Origin of the sequence: Ruminococcus flavefaciens (assembly GCF_900116855.1) — a bacterium.
Classification (GTDB): Bacteria; Bacillota; Clostridia; order Oscillospirales; family Ruminococcaceae; genus Ruminococcus; species Ruminococcus flavefaciens_R.
In genome coordinates this window covers 339,891-355,923 of record NZ_UETD01000003.1, presented here as the reverse complement: position 1 = coordinate 355,923, position 16,033 = coordinate 339,891, and the positions used below count along the sequence as shown (strand labels likewise).

At 45.7% G+C, this 16,033-nt stretch carries 18 protein-coding genes and 2 pseudogenes; 16 read left to right on the top strand and 4 right to left on the bottom strand.

The features are described from left to right. From DSZ37_RS04010 to DSZ37_RS03985, 5 genes and pseudogenes are all read left to right on the top strand, one after another. Positions 1-464: pseudogene (locus DSZ37_RS04010) on the top strand (RNA dependent RNA polymerase); the annotation flags it as partial. After that, positions 464-1,315, top strand: a complete 852-nt coding sequence (locus DSZ37_RS04005; RefSeq protein ID WP_109725667.1) for a hypothetical protein — start codon at positions 464-466, stop codon at positions 1,313-1,315. The pseudogene DSZ37_RS04010 and the gene DSZ37_RS04005, both read left to right, overlap by 1 nt. A 728-nt stretch (positions 1,316-2,043) precedes the next feature. After that, positions 2,044-2,475 carry a radical SAM mobile pair system MarR family transcriptional regulator gene (locus DSZ37_RS03995; protein WP_037296468.1) on the top strand — a complete coding sequence of 144 codons (432 nt, stop codon included), beginning with the start codon at positions 2,044-2,046 and terminating at the stop codon, positions 2,473-2,475. Next, positions 2,472-3,161 carry a radical SAM mobile pair protein A gene (locus tag DSZ37_RS03990; protein WP_109725666.1) on the top strand — a complete coding sequence of 230 codons (690 nt, stop codon included), beginning with the start codon at positions 2,472-2,474 and terminating at the stop codon, positions 3,159-3,161. The genes DSZ37_RS03995 and DSZ37_RS03990 overlap by 4 nt, the downstream gene beginning before the upstream one ends. Continuing rightward, positions 3,149-4,060 (top strand): radical SAM mobile pair protein B, encoded by a 912-nt coding sequence (locus tag DSZ37_RS03985; RefSeq protein WP_037296466.1) that lies wholly within the window; start codon positions 3,149-3,151, stop codon positions 4,058-4,060. Before DSZ37_RS03990 ends, DSZ37_RS03985 begins: the two co-directional genes overlap by 13 nt. A 63-nt stretch (positions 4,061-4,123) precedes the next feature. Here DSZ37_RS03985 and DSZ37_RS03980 read toward each other — a convergent pair whose 3' ends face one another. From DSZ37_RS03980 to DSZ37_RS03965, 3 genes are read right to left on the bottom strand one after another with little or no spacing between them, the layout of a single operon-like run. Beyond that, positions 4,124-4,486: a hypothetical protein gene (locus DSZ37_RS03980; RefSeq protein ID WP_181380230.1), complete on the bottom strand. Its 363-nt coding sequence runs from the start codon at positions 4,484-4,486 to the stop codon at positions 4,124-4,126. A gap of 55 nt (positions 4,487-4,541) precedes the next feature. Next, positions 4,542-6,170 (bottom strand): hydroxylamine reductase, encoded by a 1,629-nt coding sequence (gene hcp, locus DSZ37_RS03970; protein WP_109725665.1) that lies wholly within the window; start codon positions 6,168-6,170, stop codon positions 4,542-4,544. A 14-nt stretch (positions 6,171-6,184) separates the two neighbouring features. Next, on the bottom strand, positions 6,185-6,880 hold the full coding sequence (locus DSZ37_RS03965; RefSeq protein WP_109725664.1) for an ATP-binding protein: 696 nt from the start codon (positions 6,878-6,880) through the stop codon (positions 6,185-6,187). Positions 6,881-6,966: 86 nt separating this feature from the next. Between DSZ37_RS03965 and DSZ37_RS17950 the strand changes: the two genes are divergently transcribed. The 6 genes from DSZ37_RS17950 to DSZ37_RS03935 all read left to right on the top strand — a co-directional run bounded on the left by DSZ37_RS17950 (position 6,967) and on the right by DSZ37_RS03935 (position 11,040). Further along, complete coding sequence (locus DSZ37_RS17950; protein ID WP_242978560.1) at positions 6,967-7,536, top strand: cyclic nucleotide-binding domain-containing protein; 570 nt, start codon at positions 6,967-6,969, stop codon at positions 7,534-7,536. A gap of 80 nt (positions 7,537-7,616) precedes the next feature. Beyond that, positions 7,617-7,919, top strand: a complete 303-nt coding sequence (locus tag DSZ37_RS03955; RefSeq protein ID WP_109725663.1) for a hypothetical protein — start codon at positions 7,617-7,619, stop codon at positions 7,917-7,919. Positions 7,920-8,171: 252 nt separating this feature from the next. Further along, complete coding sequence (locus DSZ37_RS03950) at positions 8,172-8,759, top strand: hydrolase (RefSeq protein WP_109725662.1); 588 nt, start codon at positions 8,172-8,174, stop codon at positions 8,757-8,759. A gap of 31 nt (positions 8,760-8,790) precedes the next feature. Continuing rightward, positions 8,791-8,988 carry a hypothetical protein gene (locus DSZ37_RS03945; RefSeq protein WP_109725661.1) on the top strand — a complete coding sequence of 66 codons (198 nt, stop codon included), beginning with the start codon at positions 8,791-8,793 and terminating at the stop codon, positions 8,986-8,988. Positions 8,989-9,018: 30 nt separating this feature from the next. After that, entirely contained in the window at positions 9,019-10,215 is a 1,197-nt protein-coding gene (locus DSZ37_RS03940) for a trans-sulfuration enzyme family protein (RefSeq protein ID WP_109725660.1), read from the top strand. Between the two features lie 27 nt (positions 10,216-10,242). Beyond that, positions 10,243-11,040, top strand: a complete 798-nt coding sequence (locus DSZ37_RS03935; RefSeq protein ID WP_109725659.1) for a carbon-nitrogen hydrolase family protein — start codon at positions 10,243-10,245, stop codon at positions 11,038-11,040. Between the two features lie 76 nt (positions 11,041-11,116). Here the strand turns inward: DSZ37_RS03935 and DSZ37_RS03930 are convergent, their stop codons facing one another. Then, on the bottom strand, positions 11,117-11,506 hold the full coding sequence (locus DSZ37_RS03930) for a GH25 family lysozyme (protein WP_181380229.1): 390 nt from the start codon (positions 11,504-11,506) through the stop codon (positions 11,117-11,119). Between the two features lie 647 nt (positions 11,507-12,153). Between DSZ37_RS03930 and DSZ37_RS03925 the strand changes: the two are divergent. The 5 genes and pseudogenes from DSZ37_RS03925 to DSZ37_RS03905 form a co-directional block, all read left to right on the top strand. Then, positions 12,154-12,537: pseudogene (locus DSZ37_RS03925) on the top strand (heavy metal translocating P-type ATPase); the annotation flags it as partial. Beyond that, positions 12,534-13,013 carry a DUF6921 family protein gene (locus DSZ37_RS03920; RefSeq protein ID WP_146198156.1) on the top strand — a complete coding sequence of 160 codons (480 nt, stop codon included), beginning with the start codon at positions 12,534-12,536 and terminating at the stop codon, positions 13,011-13,013. The pseudogene DSZ37_RS03925 and the gene DSZ37_RS03920, both read left to right, overlap by 4 nt. A 2-nt stretch (positions 13,014-13,015) precedes the next feature. Next, positions 13,016-13,552, top strand: coding sequence for a pilus assembly protein PilX (locus tag DSZ37_RS03915; RefSeq protein WP_109725656.1), 537 nt, complete (start codon positions 13,016-13,018; stop codon positions 13,550-13,552). Continuing rightward, on the top strand, positions 13,549-15,096 hold the full coding sequence (locus DSZ37_RS03910; protein ID WP_242978559.1) for an L-aspartate oxidase: 1,548 nt from the start codon (positions 13,549-13,551) through the stop codon (positions 15,094-15,096). Before DSZ37_RS03915 ends, DSZ37_RS03910 begins: the two co-directional genes overlap by 4 nt. Positions 15,097-15,101: 5 nt before the next feature. Continuing rightward, positions 15,102-15,803, top strand: a complete 702-nt coding sequence (locus DSZ37_RS03905; protein WP_109725654.1) for a succinate dehydrogenase/fumarate reductase iron-sulfur subunit — start codon at positions 15,102-15,104, stop codon at positions 15,801-15,803. The last annotated feature ends 230 nt before the right edge of the window (positions 15,804-16,033 follow it).

Here is a 16,033-nt window from a genome sequence, read left to right as displayed (position 1 = left end):
CCCTGTTTCAGGGTACACCTCCCGAGAGGATAGCTGCTATCAGGCAGGAGTTGCAGGCTAAGAACTGGCACTTGACGCCAAAGGAACAGCGTGATGATCTGTTAGCTGAGTGGCTGCCTGAGCACGAACGGTACTATCCGCTTTTCAGCGACTTCCGTTTCGGCGGTTACCGTGTTCTCATTGATCTCATAGCTGACATTGACGATGATAATAACCGCACTGACAGGAAACGGCTTATCCGTGACGGTGATTCGCCTGAGTTCATGCGGCTTATGGAGGCTTACCTCAATAAATCCGTGAATGTGTACTACCGTGATGCGGTTGCTGGGGAGTGCCGAAAGCTGATTGAAGCCGTAATGAAGCCTGATGAAGCAGTCAGGTACATAGTTGCTCTGGGCAAAAGAAAAGTGCTCTTCGATCTGCTACTGGACAGGATCGAAAAGCACGTCAGGAGGGAGAAGTAATGCTGAACGAAATTGAAGAATTCAAGGCTTACACGGGCAAGCCCGTTTACAAATGCAGCGGTAAACGTGACCTTTCCTTCCTCGGACGTTTCAGCTTTGAGATGATGAAGGATTTCACTGGTCTGAGCCGTGTGCTGACTATTATCGCTCGGGGGTATATGTTCAAAAAAGGTGCTCCCGATGCAGACTATGCACGGCGAGCTCTGTGTGCATGGTGCAGTATCCCCGACAAAAAAACTGCCGCTCCAAAGGAGGAGTGGCAGTTCAGAAGTGATTTCAGTGATCTGCATGAGGAATTCCCCGAATTGGTGGATAAGACGGGAAAAGGCTGGTTTTACAGGCACGTTCACAAGGTCGAAAAGTTCATCACCAAGAACAGCGAAAACATGAGCAAGACTACTCTCTCCAACGCTGAGCCGCTGAAAACTAAATTTGATGCTGCTTGGAGAGATAAGGTGAAGCAGTATCAGGTGTCGCTGTATTCATCTGAGACCAAAGGGGCATGGGTGCTGCGGTTTGATGATGTATTGGCGGACGCTTTGGAGCTTGGACCGCTGGCGGATAAGACTTTTTCCTTCTCCGATGATGAAAAAGATCGTATCAAGGCACTGCTGCCTGACGGTCTGCCCTACGAGGTAGCGGAAATGATTCTCGCTTACTGCATCGCTAACAAGCCCGATGATTCAGACTATGTTATCCTGCCTGTTTCCAACTTCGATGCATATTTCGGTAGTACCAGCTTCAGTCACAAGTGGCTCAATTTGTTCCCCGATACTCTGCTTGAACGTGACAAGCAGAGTTTTGGTGTGTGTAGGGTGAGGAGATCTTTTACCAGATACAGCACACGTTGAGTGCGTAGTATTGATGTCAAGGAACGAAAGCTGAAAAGCACGACTCTACGGCAGTTTTCGGGTATGCAGTTAAACTGCACATAGGCCGCTGGTATGGTTTTTGCTGTATTCGGAAAGACATCTACGCACTAAAAACGGCTGACAACATTTCTGCACACTGAGGTTAGTGCGTCAAAATGATAATTGGCTTTTGGTAGTGCGTCAAAATGTTGTCAGAGAGTGAAAAGTGCGTAGGATCGCAAAAATGATACATATCAAATATTGCGATTGAGGGATAGGGTTGAGTGCTTAGAAATGTTGTCATAGAAACCATTACAAAATAATCCACCACATCAAAGGATATTAGTTATCCAATGATGTGGTGGATTTTATCTTACACTAGCTTATTCAGTACATCACGAATATCCCCATCAATGCAGATACTCTGCTCGACTATCTCATGCTTATTTTGAGTGCGTATGTTATGTTTTGCAACAACACAACAGAACAGATCAACATCGCTATAGTTATCAATATTAAAAACTTGCTTCATAAATCTTGCACGGTCACTCATGAATGATATTCTTATAAAATAAAAAACGCCTCCGAGACGATGTGGTTCAGAGGTGTTTCTCTGTTTCGGTGATACATATTATTCATTTATCTGGAAGAGTGTTCATAGTTTATCCATTGACAAAAACGCTCCTATATGGTAGAATTATAGAAACTACGATATAGGAGTATCTGTGATGAATGGTGGATTTTTGGTAACGAAAATAAAACAGCTTGGGGACAGGATATTCGAGCGGGTTTTATTAAAAAAAGGCATCGATGCCTTCAATGGCGCACAGGGACGTATTCTTTATGCGCTATGGCAGGAGGACGGTGTGCCAATCAAAACCGTGTCGGAAAAATGCGGCCTTGCCATCACATCGCTTACTACCATGCTTGAAAGAATGGAGAAAAGCGGCCTTATCCGCCGTGAACAGGATCAGCAGGATAAGCGAAAAACACTTCTCTATCTTACTGAAAAAGCACATAAATTAAAAGTTGATTATGACGATGTCTCTGCCGGAATGGGCAGGATCTATTATAAAGGCTTTTCGGAAAACGAGATTGTGCAGTTTGAGTCATATCTCGAACGCATTCAAAAAAATCTTGAAGGGTGGCGTGAAGAATGAGCATTTGTATAAAGGATCAGATACAGAACATGAATCTGGTCATCGGCTGTACTGTTGGCTGTCAATACTGCTACGCCCGTAACAACGTGAAACGCTGGCATATGATCTATGATTTTGCCAAACCGGAGTTTTTTCCGGGGAAGCTCAAAATGATGGAAAAAAAGCGTCCGCAGAATTTTCTGCTAACCGGTATGAGCGATCTTGCCGGTTGGCAGGATGATTGGCGGAACGAGGTGTTTGCGAAGATACGTGAAAACCCACAGCACCAGTTTCTCTTTCTGAGCAAGCGACCTGATTTGTTGAGTTTTGATACAGACCTTGATAATGCGTGGTTCGGAGTGACGGTAACGAGAAAGTCAGAACTATGGAGAATCGATGCTCTTCGGAAGAATATCCGGGCAAAGCATTATCATGTGACATTTGAACCGCTGTTTGATGATCCCGGTGAAGTAGACCTTTCCTGCATTGATTGGCTCGTTGTCGGTACCATGACCGGAGCGCAAAGCAAGAAGGTGCGTACCGAGCCTGAATGGGCATGGTCACTTACGGATCAGGCACACGAAGCCGGAATTCCCGTTTTTATGAAGGAAGATCTTGAACCTATCATTGGGGATGAAAATATGATTCAGGAGCTGCCGGAGTCTTTTAATAAGGTATTGGAGGAACAAAGAGCATGGCACAGATAAATATGGACGGCGTTCTCATCGGTGAGGTCGAAACAAAAAATATCATGACAAAATCCAGTCTGCCCGTGGGTGGATATTCTGTGAATCCCTACGTGGGATGTACCCATGCCTGTAAGTACTGCTATGCTTCCTTTATGAAACGCTTTACTGGACATACTGAAGAATGGGGAACCTTTCTCGATGTTAAGCGTTGGCCTGAAATAAAAAATCCGAAGAAGTATTCCGGTCAGCGAGTGGTAATCGGCTCGGTCACTGACGGATACAATCCGCAAGAGGAGCGGTTTGGCAATACAAGAAAGCTGTTGGAGCAGCTTATCGGCAGCGGTGCGGATATCCTGATCTGCACGAAGTCCGATCTGGTAGTGCGTGACATTGACCTGCTGAAAAAGCTGGGACAGGTTACCGTTTCGTGGTCGATAAATACGCTTGATGAGAATTTCAAAAACGAAATGGATGCCGCAGTCAGTATTGAACGCAGAATTGCCGCCATGAAAAAGATATACGATGCAGGTATCCGCACAGTCTGTTTCGTATCTCCCGTATTTCCCGGCATCACAGACTTGGAAGCCATTTTTGAGCGTGTGCATAATCAATGCGATTTGTTCTGGCTTGAGAATCTGAATCTGCGAGGCGGCTTCAAGAAGACAATTATGGATTATATTGCCGAAAAGCGTCCTGATCTTTTGCCACTTTATGATGAGATATACAACAAGCATAATCGCAGCTACTTTGAAGCTTTGGAGAAAAAAGCGGAAGAAATGGCAAAGACATATGACTGTCCGTTCGTGGATAATGAAATGCCATATGGCAGGGTTCCGCAGGGGCATCCAGTAATAGTGGATTATTTCTACCACGAAGAGATCAGAGGGTCGGATAATACTGGAAAACGAAATAAATAAGAAATATAACGTAGAAACGCCTCCGAGCCGATGTGGTTCAGAGGCGTTGCTGCGTCTGTGGGATTATGCTTTGATTTCGGTGCCGTCCTTGAAGGTCACCCGGATGTCCTTTTTGCTGTGAACGGTAATGTAATCGACCATCGCCAGCCAGTCGGTATCCCGGAACTCCGTCAGCGGCTCCCGGTTCCGCAGCTCATTCAGATAGGATTCGATCTGATGTTTGCGGGCTTTCCGCTCGGCAATCAGATCGGTGACTTCGGTCTGTCTGCCCTTGGCCTTGTCGAACCGGGCGACCAGCGCATCGTAGCGTTTCTGGTATTCCGTCTGGTCGAGGGCGACATGTGCGTTTTCATTGATGCAGTCTTCGATGAGCTCGGCAGCGATGTTGATTTCCGCTTCCAGCTCGGATTCAGAGCCAGTCTGCATACATCGCAGTTTTTCATGATCTCGCTGAGATCGGTCACTTCACGGTCTTTTCTTCTCATAAGCCGAATATCCTCATATCATCGTCAACATTCGTAATACCCGCAATGCCGAAACTGTCTACAAGAACCTTTGCCATATTCGGAGACAGGAACGCTGGCAGAGTCGGTCCGAGGTGAATATTCTTCACTCCAAGATACAGCAGAGCAAGAAGAACGATGACTGCTTTCTGCTCATACCATGAGATATTGTAAACGATAGGCAGATCATTCACATCGTTAAGCCCGAATACCTCTTTCAGCTTCAGAGCGATAAGCGCCAAAGAATAAGAATCATTGCACTGTCCTGCATCGAGAACTCTCGGAATATCGCCGATGTCGCCTAAGTCGAGCTTGTTATACTTGTACTTCGCACAGCCTGCGGTAAGGATCACCGTGTCTTTAGGCAGTTTTTCAGCAAATTCCTGATAGTAGCTTCTGGACTTCGCTCTGCCGTCACAGCCTGCCATGACTACGAATTTGCGGATAGCCCCCGATTTTACAGCTTCTACAACTGTATCGGCAAGTGCAAATACCTGTTCATGGGCAAAGCCGCCGATAATAGAGCCGGTTTCGATTTCGGTCGGCGGAGGACATTTCTTTGCCTGTTCGATGATTGCTGAAAAGTCCTTTGCTTCGCCGTAGGGTGCGTCAATATGCTTACAGCCAGGATAACCTGCGGCACCTGTTGTCCAAAGTCTGTCCTTGTAGCTGTCTTTCGGCGGAACGATGCAGTTTGTGGTCATCAGCACCGGACCGTTAAAGCTCTCAAATTCCTCTTTCTGCTTCCACCACGCATTGCCGTAGTTTCCTGCGAAATGCGGATACTTTTTGAAGAACGGATAATAATGCGCAGGTAGCATTTCCGAGTGCGTATAAACATCAACTCCCGTATCCTTTGTCTGCTCAAGGAGCATTTCAAGGTCTTTCAGATCGTGACCTGAGATCAGTATTGCAGGATTTTTGCGGACACCGATATCAACTGTCGTGATCTCAGGATTGCCGTATGCTGTAGTATTTGCAGCATCAAGGTCAGCCATACCCTGAACGCCGTACTTGCCGACTTCCAGCGTGAGAGCCACAAGGTCATCGACCGACAGACTGTCATCAAGTGTTTTAGCAAGAGCCGACTGTAAGAAAGCATCAAGCTCCTCATCATCATTCAGCAGAGCGTTTGCGTGTTTTGTATATGCCGCAAGTCCTTTCAGACCGTAGGTTATCAGCTCACGCAGAGAGCGTATATCCTCATTCTCTGTTGCAAGTACGCCGACAGTCTTTGCTTTCTCGGTATAGTCCGAACCGTTCCAAAGAGCTGCTTCGGGGAGAGATTCTTTATTCTGCACCTGTCCGAGCAATTCTTCTTTGACTGCAAGCGTTTCAGTAACCTTAGCGGTAATGCTGTCGAGATCGAAATTTGCATTGGTGATCGTGATAAACAGGTTCACGCTGATAAGATGATTGACAGCCTTATCGACTGCCTGTCCCTCTGCACGGAGCTGAGTTGTCAACGCAGACAGCCCCTTTGTAACGTACACAAGCAAGTCCTGCATTACTGCGACTTCGGGTTGTTTACCGCAGACACCGCAAGCGGTACAACCTTTACAGCCCGCTGTTTCCTGACACTGATAGCAAAACATTTTCTGTTCCATGATATATTCCTCCATTATTTTCTTATCTCGACGATACTGCCGTCCGGCGATATAACAGCTACTTCAAGCGGAATATCCTTACCGCTTGCCTCTATCGCACGTTTTATCGCATACTCCATACCTCCGCAGCACGGCACTGTCATTCTTGTGAGAGTGATGCTCTTTATATCGTTGTTTCTGAATATCTCTGTCAGCTTTTCGGAGTAATCAACTGCGTCAAGCTTCGGACAGCCGATGAGCGTTATCTTCCCACGGATAAAATCATGGTGAAAGTTTCCGTAGGCGTAAGCTGTACAATCGGCAGCGATCAACAGGTCGGCACCGTTGAAATAAGGTGCATTAGTCGGCAGCAGCTTTATCTGTATCGGAAACTTTCTCAGACAGCCCGGTACACGAACATCGCTGTCATCTTCTTTTGGCGTAAAGCTCTGCAAAGCAGAACCCGGACAGGTGAAACCGCTGCAAGCGGACTTCTTCTGCTTGTTTGCCTGCACCGCCTTTTCGTCATAAGCCGACGCTTCACGTTCGGTAAAGTGGATAGCGTCCATAGGACAGGCAGGGAGACAGTCACCGAAGCCGTCGCAGAAATCGTCACGCATGAGCTTTGCCTTGCCGTTCACGATAGCGATCGCACCCTCATGACAAGCCTTCGCACACAGACCGCAGCCGTTGCATTTTTCTTCGTCTATCTCAATTATTTTCCGTATCATAGCCATACCTCCTTGACTTTCTGTATCCATTATAGTATAATCAAAGGAGAAAGTATGTTGTAATTACAACATTTTGGGAGAAAAATATGGATATTTCAGTTTTGCACAATTCGATACTGTTCAAGGGCTTTGATGATACCGAAATATCTGAGCTTATGAAAGCCCTTAATGCAGCCGAAAAGAAATATAAGAAAGGTGCGATGATCTTTTCTTCGGGAGAGATCACCGATAAGCTCTGCTTTGTCACAGCAGGCGGCGTTACTATTGAAAGCAATGATATGTGGGGAAACCGCACGATACTCAACCTTGTAAGCAAGGGACAGTTCTTTGCAGAAAGCTATGCACTCCTGCCCGATGTGCCGATGCTTGTTGATGTATGTGCTGCCGAGGATTGCAGTATCGTGTTTCTGAGCATGAAGTCGCTCGCTATGGTCGTGACGGCTATGACAAGGACGGCTTTAATCGAAAAGGATTTGACAGGGATGGCTTCGATTGCGAAGGGTATGATCACGAGGGCTTCGACAAATCGGGCTTTAACAGATTTGGAGTTGACCGAGAAGGGTACAACAGGAATGGCTTTGACAGAGATGGCTATGACCGTTCCGGAAAAGACCGCCAGGGATACTACAAGTCTGGATATAATTCCGAGGGCTTAGATTGCGGTGGAAAATCCTTTGATTACTACAATGAAGAACTTCAGAAAATCGAGGATATTCTGAAGAAAGCCCATGGGCAAATGAAGAACGGTGAATTTGGCTATGCACTTCATGACATCCGCATAGGCCTAGAAAAGGGTGTAAAGTGCATTATAACTCACTGGAAAGGTGACTCATTTATCAAGGAAAAGCTTGATGACAACATTACTGTTTGCAAGAGTTGTGCGCTACTTCCCAGAGACTTTATCGAGGAATTATATGATGCCAAGAACCACTGCAATCCATTACAGCACGATACGGACGTTCAAAAAGACTATGGACAAGTTCACTTTACATACAAAGTGCTTGAGGAATTAAGCGATAGAATTAAAGCTTTCACATAAAACAAAAAATCCCCCTCACCAAGCAGGAACATTGCTTTCTACCTGATGAGGGGGATTAAATTGCCATATTCACTTTTCCACGCTGACCGTTACACCAGATTGACAATCACGCAATGTTGTGATATAATCATATCAGACCTATATGCATAGTGTGAGAGCCTTCCGGTTTTCACAGCAACGCATCCGCATTGGCGTGCTGCGGTCAGAATCATATTCACAATGTGTGACAAGATAACTTTGGAGGAAATATAAATGATAACAAGGGAGAATGCATTTGCTCTGCTGAAAAAATACAATCAAGATCCGTTCCATATCCAGCACGCCCTCACTGTTGAGGCGGTCATGAAGTGGTATGCGGATGAGCTGGGCTATGGTGATGAAGCTGAACACTGGGGCATTGTCGGACTGCTTCACGATATTGATTTTGAGCTGTATCCAGAGAAGCATTGTCTGAAAGCACCGGAACTTCTGCGAGAAGGCGGCGTCAGCGATGACATCATTCATTCTGTCTGTTCACATGGCTACGGAATCACAGTTGGCTGCGGCGTAACAATAGATGTCGAGCCGATTCATGAAATGGAAAAGGTGCTGTTTGCAGCGGACGAACTGACCGGTCTGATCTGGGCTGCCGCTCTGATGCGCCCTTCCAAAAGCACAAAGGACATGGAACTGAAATCGCTGAAAAAGAAGTATAAGAGCAAAGGCTTTGCGGCAGGATGTTCGCGTGAAGTGATTGAGCGCGGTGCAAATCAGCTTGGCTGGGAGCTTGACAAGCTGCTCGATATGACGCTGAAGGCAATGGCTGCCTGTGAAGACACAATCAACGCAGAGATGGCGTAAATACCCCAATCCGTAAATGGAGGCTGTTTTTATGAAATCTATTTTAATCAAGGATACCACGCGTGAGGAACGCGAGCAGATTATCAAAGAGTCGCTGGACTGCGGCAGCGGCTGTGAAAACTGTTCATCATGCTGGTTGGGCGGAGGAAGTCCGTTCGGCATCTATGATCCCGAAATAATGAAAACAGACAGGGGCAATCTAATCTCCCCTACAAATCGGAATTTGTGAGGAAAAAGTTTTAAGCGGAGGAAAACTAAAGTGGCTAAGAAAGAAAACAAATATAAGGGATACGATATCACAACACAGGCAATTCATACAGGAACGGATTATGATGAAGGAACCGGCGCAGTAAGAAGACCACTTCATATGGCAAACAGCTATAAGCTGCCTGACGATTTGTCGCAGGTCAACTATTCATCAACCGATCTTTTGATGTATTCCAGAAATGGAAATCCCAATCAACATTGGCTTGAGGAGAAGGTGGCTGCATTACATGATGCGGATGATGCTATTGTACTGGGAAGTGGCGTGGCAGCTTTGCATGCCTTGTTCTGGACACTTCTTAAGTCAGGCGACCGCGTTATTTATCCCAATGTAAGCTATATGGCGGTTTATCGCATGTTTCATGAACTGTTTAACCGCAAGTTTGGCGTAGAAACGATAATGGTGGATATGACGGATCTTGATGCTGTGAAGCAGGTGATCACACCGGGAACAAGGCTTGTCCATATTGAGACACCGGATAACCCGACGAATGGTGTTACAGATATTAAAGCCATTGCAAAAATAGCTCATGAAAATGGAGCGTTGCTTTCTGTTGACAATACCTTTGCATCTCCGTTCAATCAGAAACCACTTGAACTTGGAGCCGATTTTGTCGTGGAAGCGCTGACAAAGTTTATCAACGGTCATGGCGATGCGCAGGGCGGTGCAATTATCTCGAATGATCTTGAGGCAATGGATCGTATCCGCTATGAAGCGCAGGTCAATGTGGGTTCCGTAATCAGCCCTTTCAATGCATGGCAGATATTCAGAGGTTCGGTGACGTTCCCTCTCAGAATGCAGCGGATCAATGAATCTTCCCAGAAGATAGCCGAGTGGCTTGAGCAGAGGGAAAACGTAACTTTTGTATCCTATCCGGGACTTCCGAGTAATCCGGGTCATGAATTAGCAAAGCGGCAGATGAAAAACGGCTACGGTGGAGTTATATCCTTTGGCGTAGATACAGATGATAAGACCGTTGAACGCTTTTGCGCGGCACTTAAGGTCGTAACATTTGCCGTATCTCTTGGACATGATGAAAGCCTGATTTTCCCACAACCGAGTTATGATGAGCGAATCAACCTATATCCGGAGAAATTCAGAAAAGGCTTTATCCGCTTTAGTGTTGGACTCGAGGACCCGGATGATATCATAGCAGATTTGGATCAGGCGTTGAAATCGGTGGGTTTATGATCAAACTGAATTTATGAGGTAAACGAGATGAAGATTGCTCTTGCGCAGATGAAAATGGATACAGATATCGAAAAGAATTTTCAAAAGTCATTGCAGCTTATTTGTGAGGCGGCGGAAAAGAAAGCGGATCTGATTTGCTTTCCAGAAATCCAGTTCTCTCCATTCTTTCCCCAATTTCCAGACTGTGATGTGAGCGAATATGTCATGACGGAAGACAGCAGCTATGTGAATGGAATAAGAAATGCCTGCCGGGAAAACCATATATTTGCTTCCCCCAACTTTTATATTGAGGAAAAAGGGCATAGATACGATATGAGCCTTTTGATTGATGATCAGGGAGAAATCGTCGGCAGACAGAAGATGGTTCATGTCGCTCAATGTGAAATGTTCTATGAGCAGAGCTATTACACTCCGTCTGAAGAAGGGTTTATGGTCTTTGATACGAAGTTAGGTAAAATCGGGATTGTTGTGTGCTTTGATCGCCACTATCCTGAGAGCATTCGTACGGAAGTTCTACGCGGTGCGGAGCTGATTATTGTCCCTACAGCAAATACTAAGTCAGAGCCCTCTGATGTGTTTCAATGGGAGATAAAGGTTCAAGCATTCCAAAACAGTGTCAATGTAGCAATGTGCAACAGAGTTGGAGTGGAAGGAAGCATGGAGTTCTCCGGCGAGTCGCTAGTTGCAGGCTTTGATGGCGAGACGATTGGAATGGCGGGAGATCAGGAAGAGTTAATGCTGGCAGAGGTGAATCTTTCCGGTGCAACCCTAAAACGTCACCAACGGCCATACACATCTCTTCGAAGAACGGATCTGTATGAGTGAAGATAATTGTAAATGACGACAAATTCTGATTTACCACACTATGTACCGGGCAGAGAACTACCTCTGCCCGATTGTTTTATTCTTTCTTGAGCGTACCCTTGTAGGTGTCCGTTCCGATCTTGATGGTAGCGGTCACGGTGGTGTCCTGCTTATCCTCGGATTTGTCAAGCGCAGGTGCAGGAGTCTTCCCCCAGCCATTCAGCCCCTTACCCTTGATAATGGTCGGGAAATCCTTATAGCAGATATCCAGATCCACATTGCCGTTGATGCCAGCGACCTTGCCTTTTTCACTGTGCTGCCAGATGCCGTAAGCACCGCTGTAATTGGTCTGATTGACCCAGTGCGCCAGCCAGATCGTGTACCACGACTTGATATCGTCGGCGGTATGTGTGGTCAAAGAAGAAGCAGAGCCATACAGTCCGACAAAATAGCCGGCGTTCTCAACCTTTTTAAGGAATGCACGCATGATACGATAATATTCCTGTACTAAGCATGCGTTATCTGATGATTCAACAATGAAAGCATCTCGAAATCGCCTCATAATGTTTAGTTCATCACAATCGTCTTTCTTCCCTAACTGGCGAATGAAACCTGTGTTGCCTTGCGTAAATGCGGTTTTCTCTTATCGGTAATATAAATTTTGACATCAGTGAAATTATGTCACAGCCGTTGCCGCCAGCCTGAAGATAACCTATACACAATTTCATAGCCATAGAAAAATTTACCTGATATGTGTGCTTTCTGCTTCCTTTTTCGACAACAGCCATAGAAATAATTGTTGTACTGAAATTAAAGAGTATCATATAATCTTTGTTTCCAATGCTTTATAATCCTCTTTAAGCGTTTCATACTTATACTGCGTGAGTTTCAAACCACTCTTGCTTGCCTGTTTTGGCTCATCCTCTATTTCAAGTCCGTGTTCTTATGCAATATCTATCAATTTCTGCATGCATATAGAGGTATAAGCAAGACTGAGATACAGATCATATTCAAAGGTGGGATGGAAACTACGGTTCTTGACAAATGCCTATCAAATCAGTATAATATATGTTGAGTGATTGCTAAACCAATAAAATTGGAGGTGTCACTATGGCAGAATCAGAATTTGTATGTAAAGTCAAGAAGATAGAAATGATCGACAAAAATAAGCCTGAAAACAGCAAGGTCGCTTTTGTTGGCGATGGTATCAATGACGCTCCCGTACTTGCAAGAGCAGATATTGGTATCGTTATGGGCGGTCTCGGCTCGGACGCTGCTATTGAAGCGGCAGACGTTGTACTGATGACCGATGAACCCTCTAAGCTCATTGATGCTATCGACATTGCAAAGGCAACAAAAGCTATCGCTATGCAGAATATCGTTATCGCACTCGGAATAAAGAGTATTTTCCTGATACTCGGTGCAATGGGTATCGCAGGAATGTGGGAAGCCGTGTTCGGTGACGTGGGCGTTACCATAATAGCCGTACTGAACGCAATGAGGATATTGAAAAAGTGAAAACATTGAAACGAAGACTTATTTTGCTTGCAGTTACAGCAGCTTTCATAGCATTTATGGGCGGAGCGACACATTCTCCGCCCTCTGTTATAGACGCTGTAACAGGAGCGACACGCAAATCAAATAAGAATACGTCCGAATATAACGGGAGCTATATCATCGGTATCAATACGGAAATCGCCGAAAAAAGTGAAATAATTGCAATATGTTCGGGAGAAGGAACGGCTATGTGTGCAAGCGGTCATATCCGCCTGTTTATCCCCGAAAGCGACAGCAAATCCAACAGCTACGCCAAAGAGATAAGCGAAAGGCTCGAAAAATCGGGGTTTGATACTGAAATAAGGCGATACAGCGACACTATGCTCCGTTCCCGTATCGTCAGCGAAAAATACGATATATTCATAGCCGCTGACGAGCTTATCGACAGCGGACTGCTCCACGATACGGACTATATCATTGGTCTATCAGGTAAATAAATATGAGGAAACTTAACACGGTCTTATCCGTTCTGCTTATAATCATTTTCGGCATTCACGGCGTTATGGGCGGATTTATGCTTATCGGAACAGGAAAAAGTGCAGGAAAAGTGCTTGCTTGGATAGGCGTTTGTATACTTGCTGTTCACGCTGTGATAGGCGTTTATCTTACGGTGAAAAGCCTGAAAACGGCTAAAAATACGGATGGAAAATATCTCAGGGAAAACAAGGCGTTCTGGGCAAGACGAGCCAGCGGACTTGCTATACTGATACTGCTTTTCTTTCATATCGGTATGTTCGGCGAAGTCAGGAACGGTCAGTATATCCTTTTTCCGTTCACAACAACAAATCTGATAACACAGCTCCTGTTCATTGCGTCGGTTGCGGTGCATATCCTTATCAACATACGTCCTTTGCTCGTTTCGTTGGGAATAATCAGCTTCAAAAAGCGTAAAGGCGACATTTATCTGATATTGTCCGTACTTCTGCTGTTTATGTCGGGAGCAGTTATCTTCTATTACATCGGGTGGCAGTCATGAAGAAACGAAAAATAGTTATAATCGGTGCAGGAGTTGCGGGACTGTCGGCTGCATTACAGGCAGTAAGCGAAGGCGGCGAGGTGGTTCTTGTGTCATCACAGCCGTCAGAAAGAGCACAGTCTGTCATGGCTGAGGGCGGTATCAACGCCGCTATGGATACCAAAAACGAAAACGATTCTCCCGAAGAACACTACAAGGATACCATAAACGCCGCCTGCGGTCTTGCTGATCCGAATGCGGTGTGGAATATGACGCAGGCTGCTCCCGATATTATAAGGTGGCTTATGGACTTAGGCGTACAGTTCAACAGAAGCGGCTTTGACGAAGTTGATCTGCGTAATTTCGGCGGTCAGAAAAAGAAACGTACCGTATTTGCTCAGAGCGATACGGGAAAACAGCTAACGACCGCACTTATCGACGCAGTAAGGAAAGAAGAAGCGGCAGGCAATGTTAAAAGGCTTTCACATCATAGCTTTCAGACGCTTCTTTTGCAGGGAAATGTATGCCTCGGCTGTCTTATAAAAGACGAATACAGCAGTACAGTGACCGAGCTTCATTCCGATGCTGTTATTATAGCTTCGGGCGGTATGCACGGACTATTCGGAAACACAACAGGCTCGCTGTTCAACACGGGCGAAGTAACTGCGAAGCTGTTCCGCCTCGGTATTCCGATAGCAAACAGCGAGATGATACAGTATCACCCTACGACGATAGAGTGCGGCGGAAAGCGTATGCTAATAACCGAAGCCGTGAGAGCCGAGGGCGGTAAGCTGTTCTCCTTGAAGAACGGCAAGCCCTATTATTTCATGCAGGAAAGATACCCCGAACTCGGAGACCTTACCCCGAGAGACATAACCGCAAGAGAGATATGGAAGGAACGTCAGAACTCAGAGGTGTTCCTTGATATGACCGATATTCCCGATAAAGTCATAGCCGAAAAGCTGTCGGGAATCGCCGCCGACTGTATGCTTTATCTCCATAAGGACATAAGAAAAGAGCCTGTTCCCGTATCGCCCGGAATACACTATTTCATGGGTGGTATCCTCGTTGACGAGTATCACAGGACTCAGATAAATGGTCTTTACGCCGCAGGAGAATGCTGCTCGCAGTATCACGGAGCAAACCGTCTCGGCGGAAATTCTCTGCTTGGTGCAATATATGGTGGAAGGATCGCCGCAAAGTACGCTTGTTCAGATGAATGTAATATTCAAAAAGGACAACCCATAAAAGCGGATATTTCTGATGATAGTGTAACTTCTGATATACAGCGGCTGAATCAGATAATGCAGAATACTCTCGGCGTGGTGAGAAATGAAGAAACCTTGCAGAAAGGACTTCGTGAGATCAAGGAAATGAGCGGCTCGCTTGCCTTGCTTGGACGTGCAATAATTGAAAGTGCCATTGCCCGCAGGGAAAGTCGGGGTGCTCATTACAGAGAGGACTATCCGCTTCGCAATGACAGAGACTATCTGAAAACAACCGTCGCAAGGTTTGACGGTGACAATATCCGTATTCTGTTTGAAAACGTGCCGAAAAGGAGATGAACGCTATGCAGTATACCATACATATTAAGCGTCAGGCAAGCAGCAGTTCAGAGCCGTATTGGCAGGATCTCAGCATTGAATGTGATGAAAGCACATCAGTCGCAGGAGTTCTCAGAAGGCTTAACAGCAGAGCTGATCTTACGGACATCAACGAACAGACTGTTGACAAGATTGCTTGGGAATGCGGCTGTATGGTGCGAAAATGCGGAGCGTGTGCAATGCGGATAAACGGGATACCTCGTCTTGCCTGTTCGACATTTCTCGGCTCTCTCAAAGGAAAAAAGCTCATACTTGAACCGCTAAGCAAGTTCCCGTTGGTAAAAGACCTTATCGTTGACAGGTCGGCTATCTTCAAAAAGCTGGAACGAGTCAGTATCTGGCTTGAGGATAATCCGTTTATGAGCGAGCAGACCAAAGTTCAGCGATACAAGTCCGCAAGCTGTATTATGTGCGGCTGTTGTCTTGAAGTTTGTCCGAATTTTACTGCGGATAACGATTTTTCGGGAGCAATTGCTGCTGTAAACGCTTACCGCATTTTAGATGAAGAACAGAATATCGCCCATAAGAACGAGCTTTCCGAAAAATACAAAAAGAATTATTATGAGCAATGCGGAAAATCTCTTGCCTGCCACGATATTTGTCCCATTGGTCTGCCTGTTGAGGAGCTCATCGTCAGATCGAATGCGGCGGCGGTTTGGAAAAGATAAGTTTAGCTACGAAAATTTATCTCCTTCAACAAATTTATATGATGCAGGAAATAAATTGCCTGCTATCTTGATTTGAAGCGGTAAATCAATCACAAAATGAAATAGTCAATACCGAACACAAGGCACGAAGAACGCTCTCCGTGCCTTGTTTGTTTAAGCTGGATAGTTTCCCCATAACCGTTAATGGCGGCTCTAAGGGGCATTTTCCGTTCGGCTGATAACAATTATTC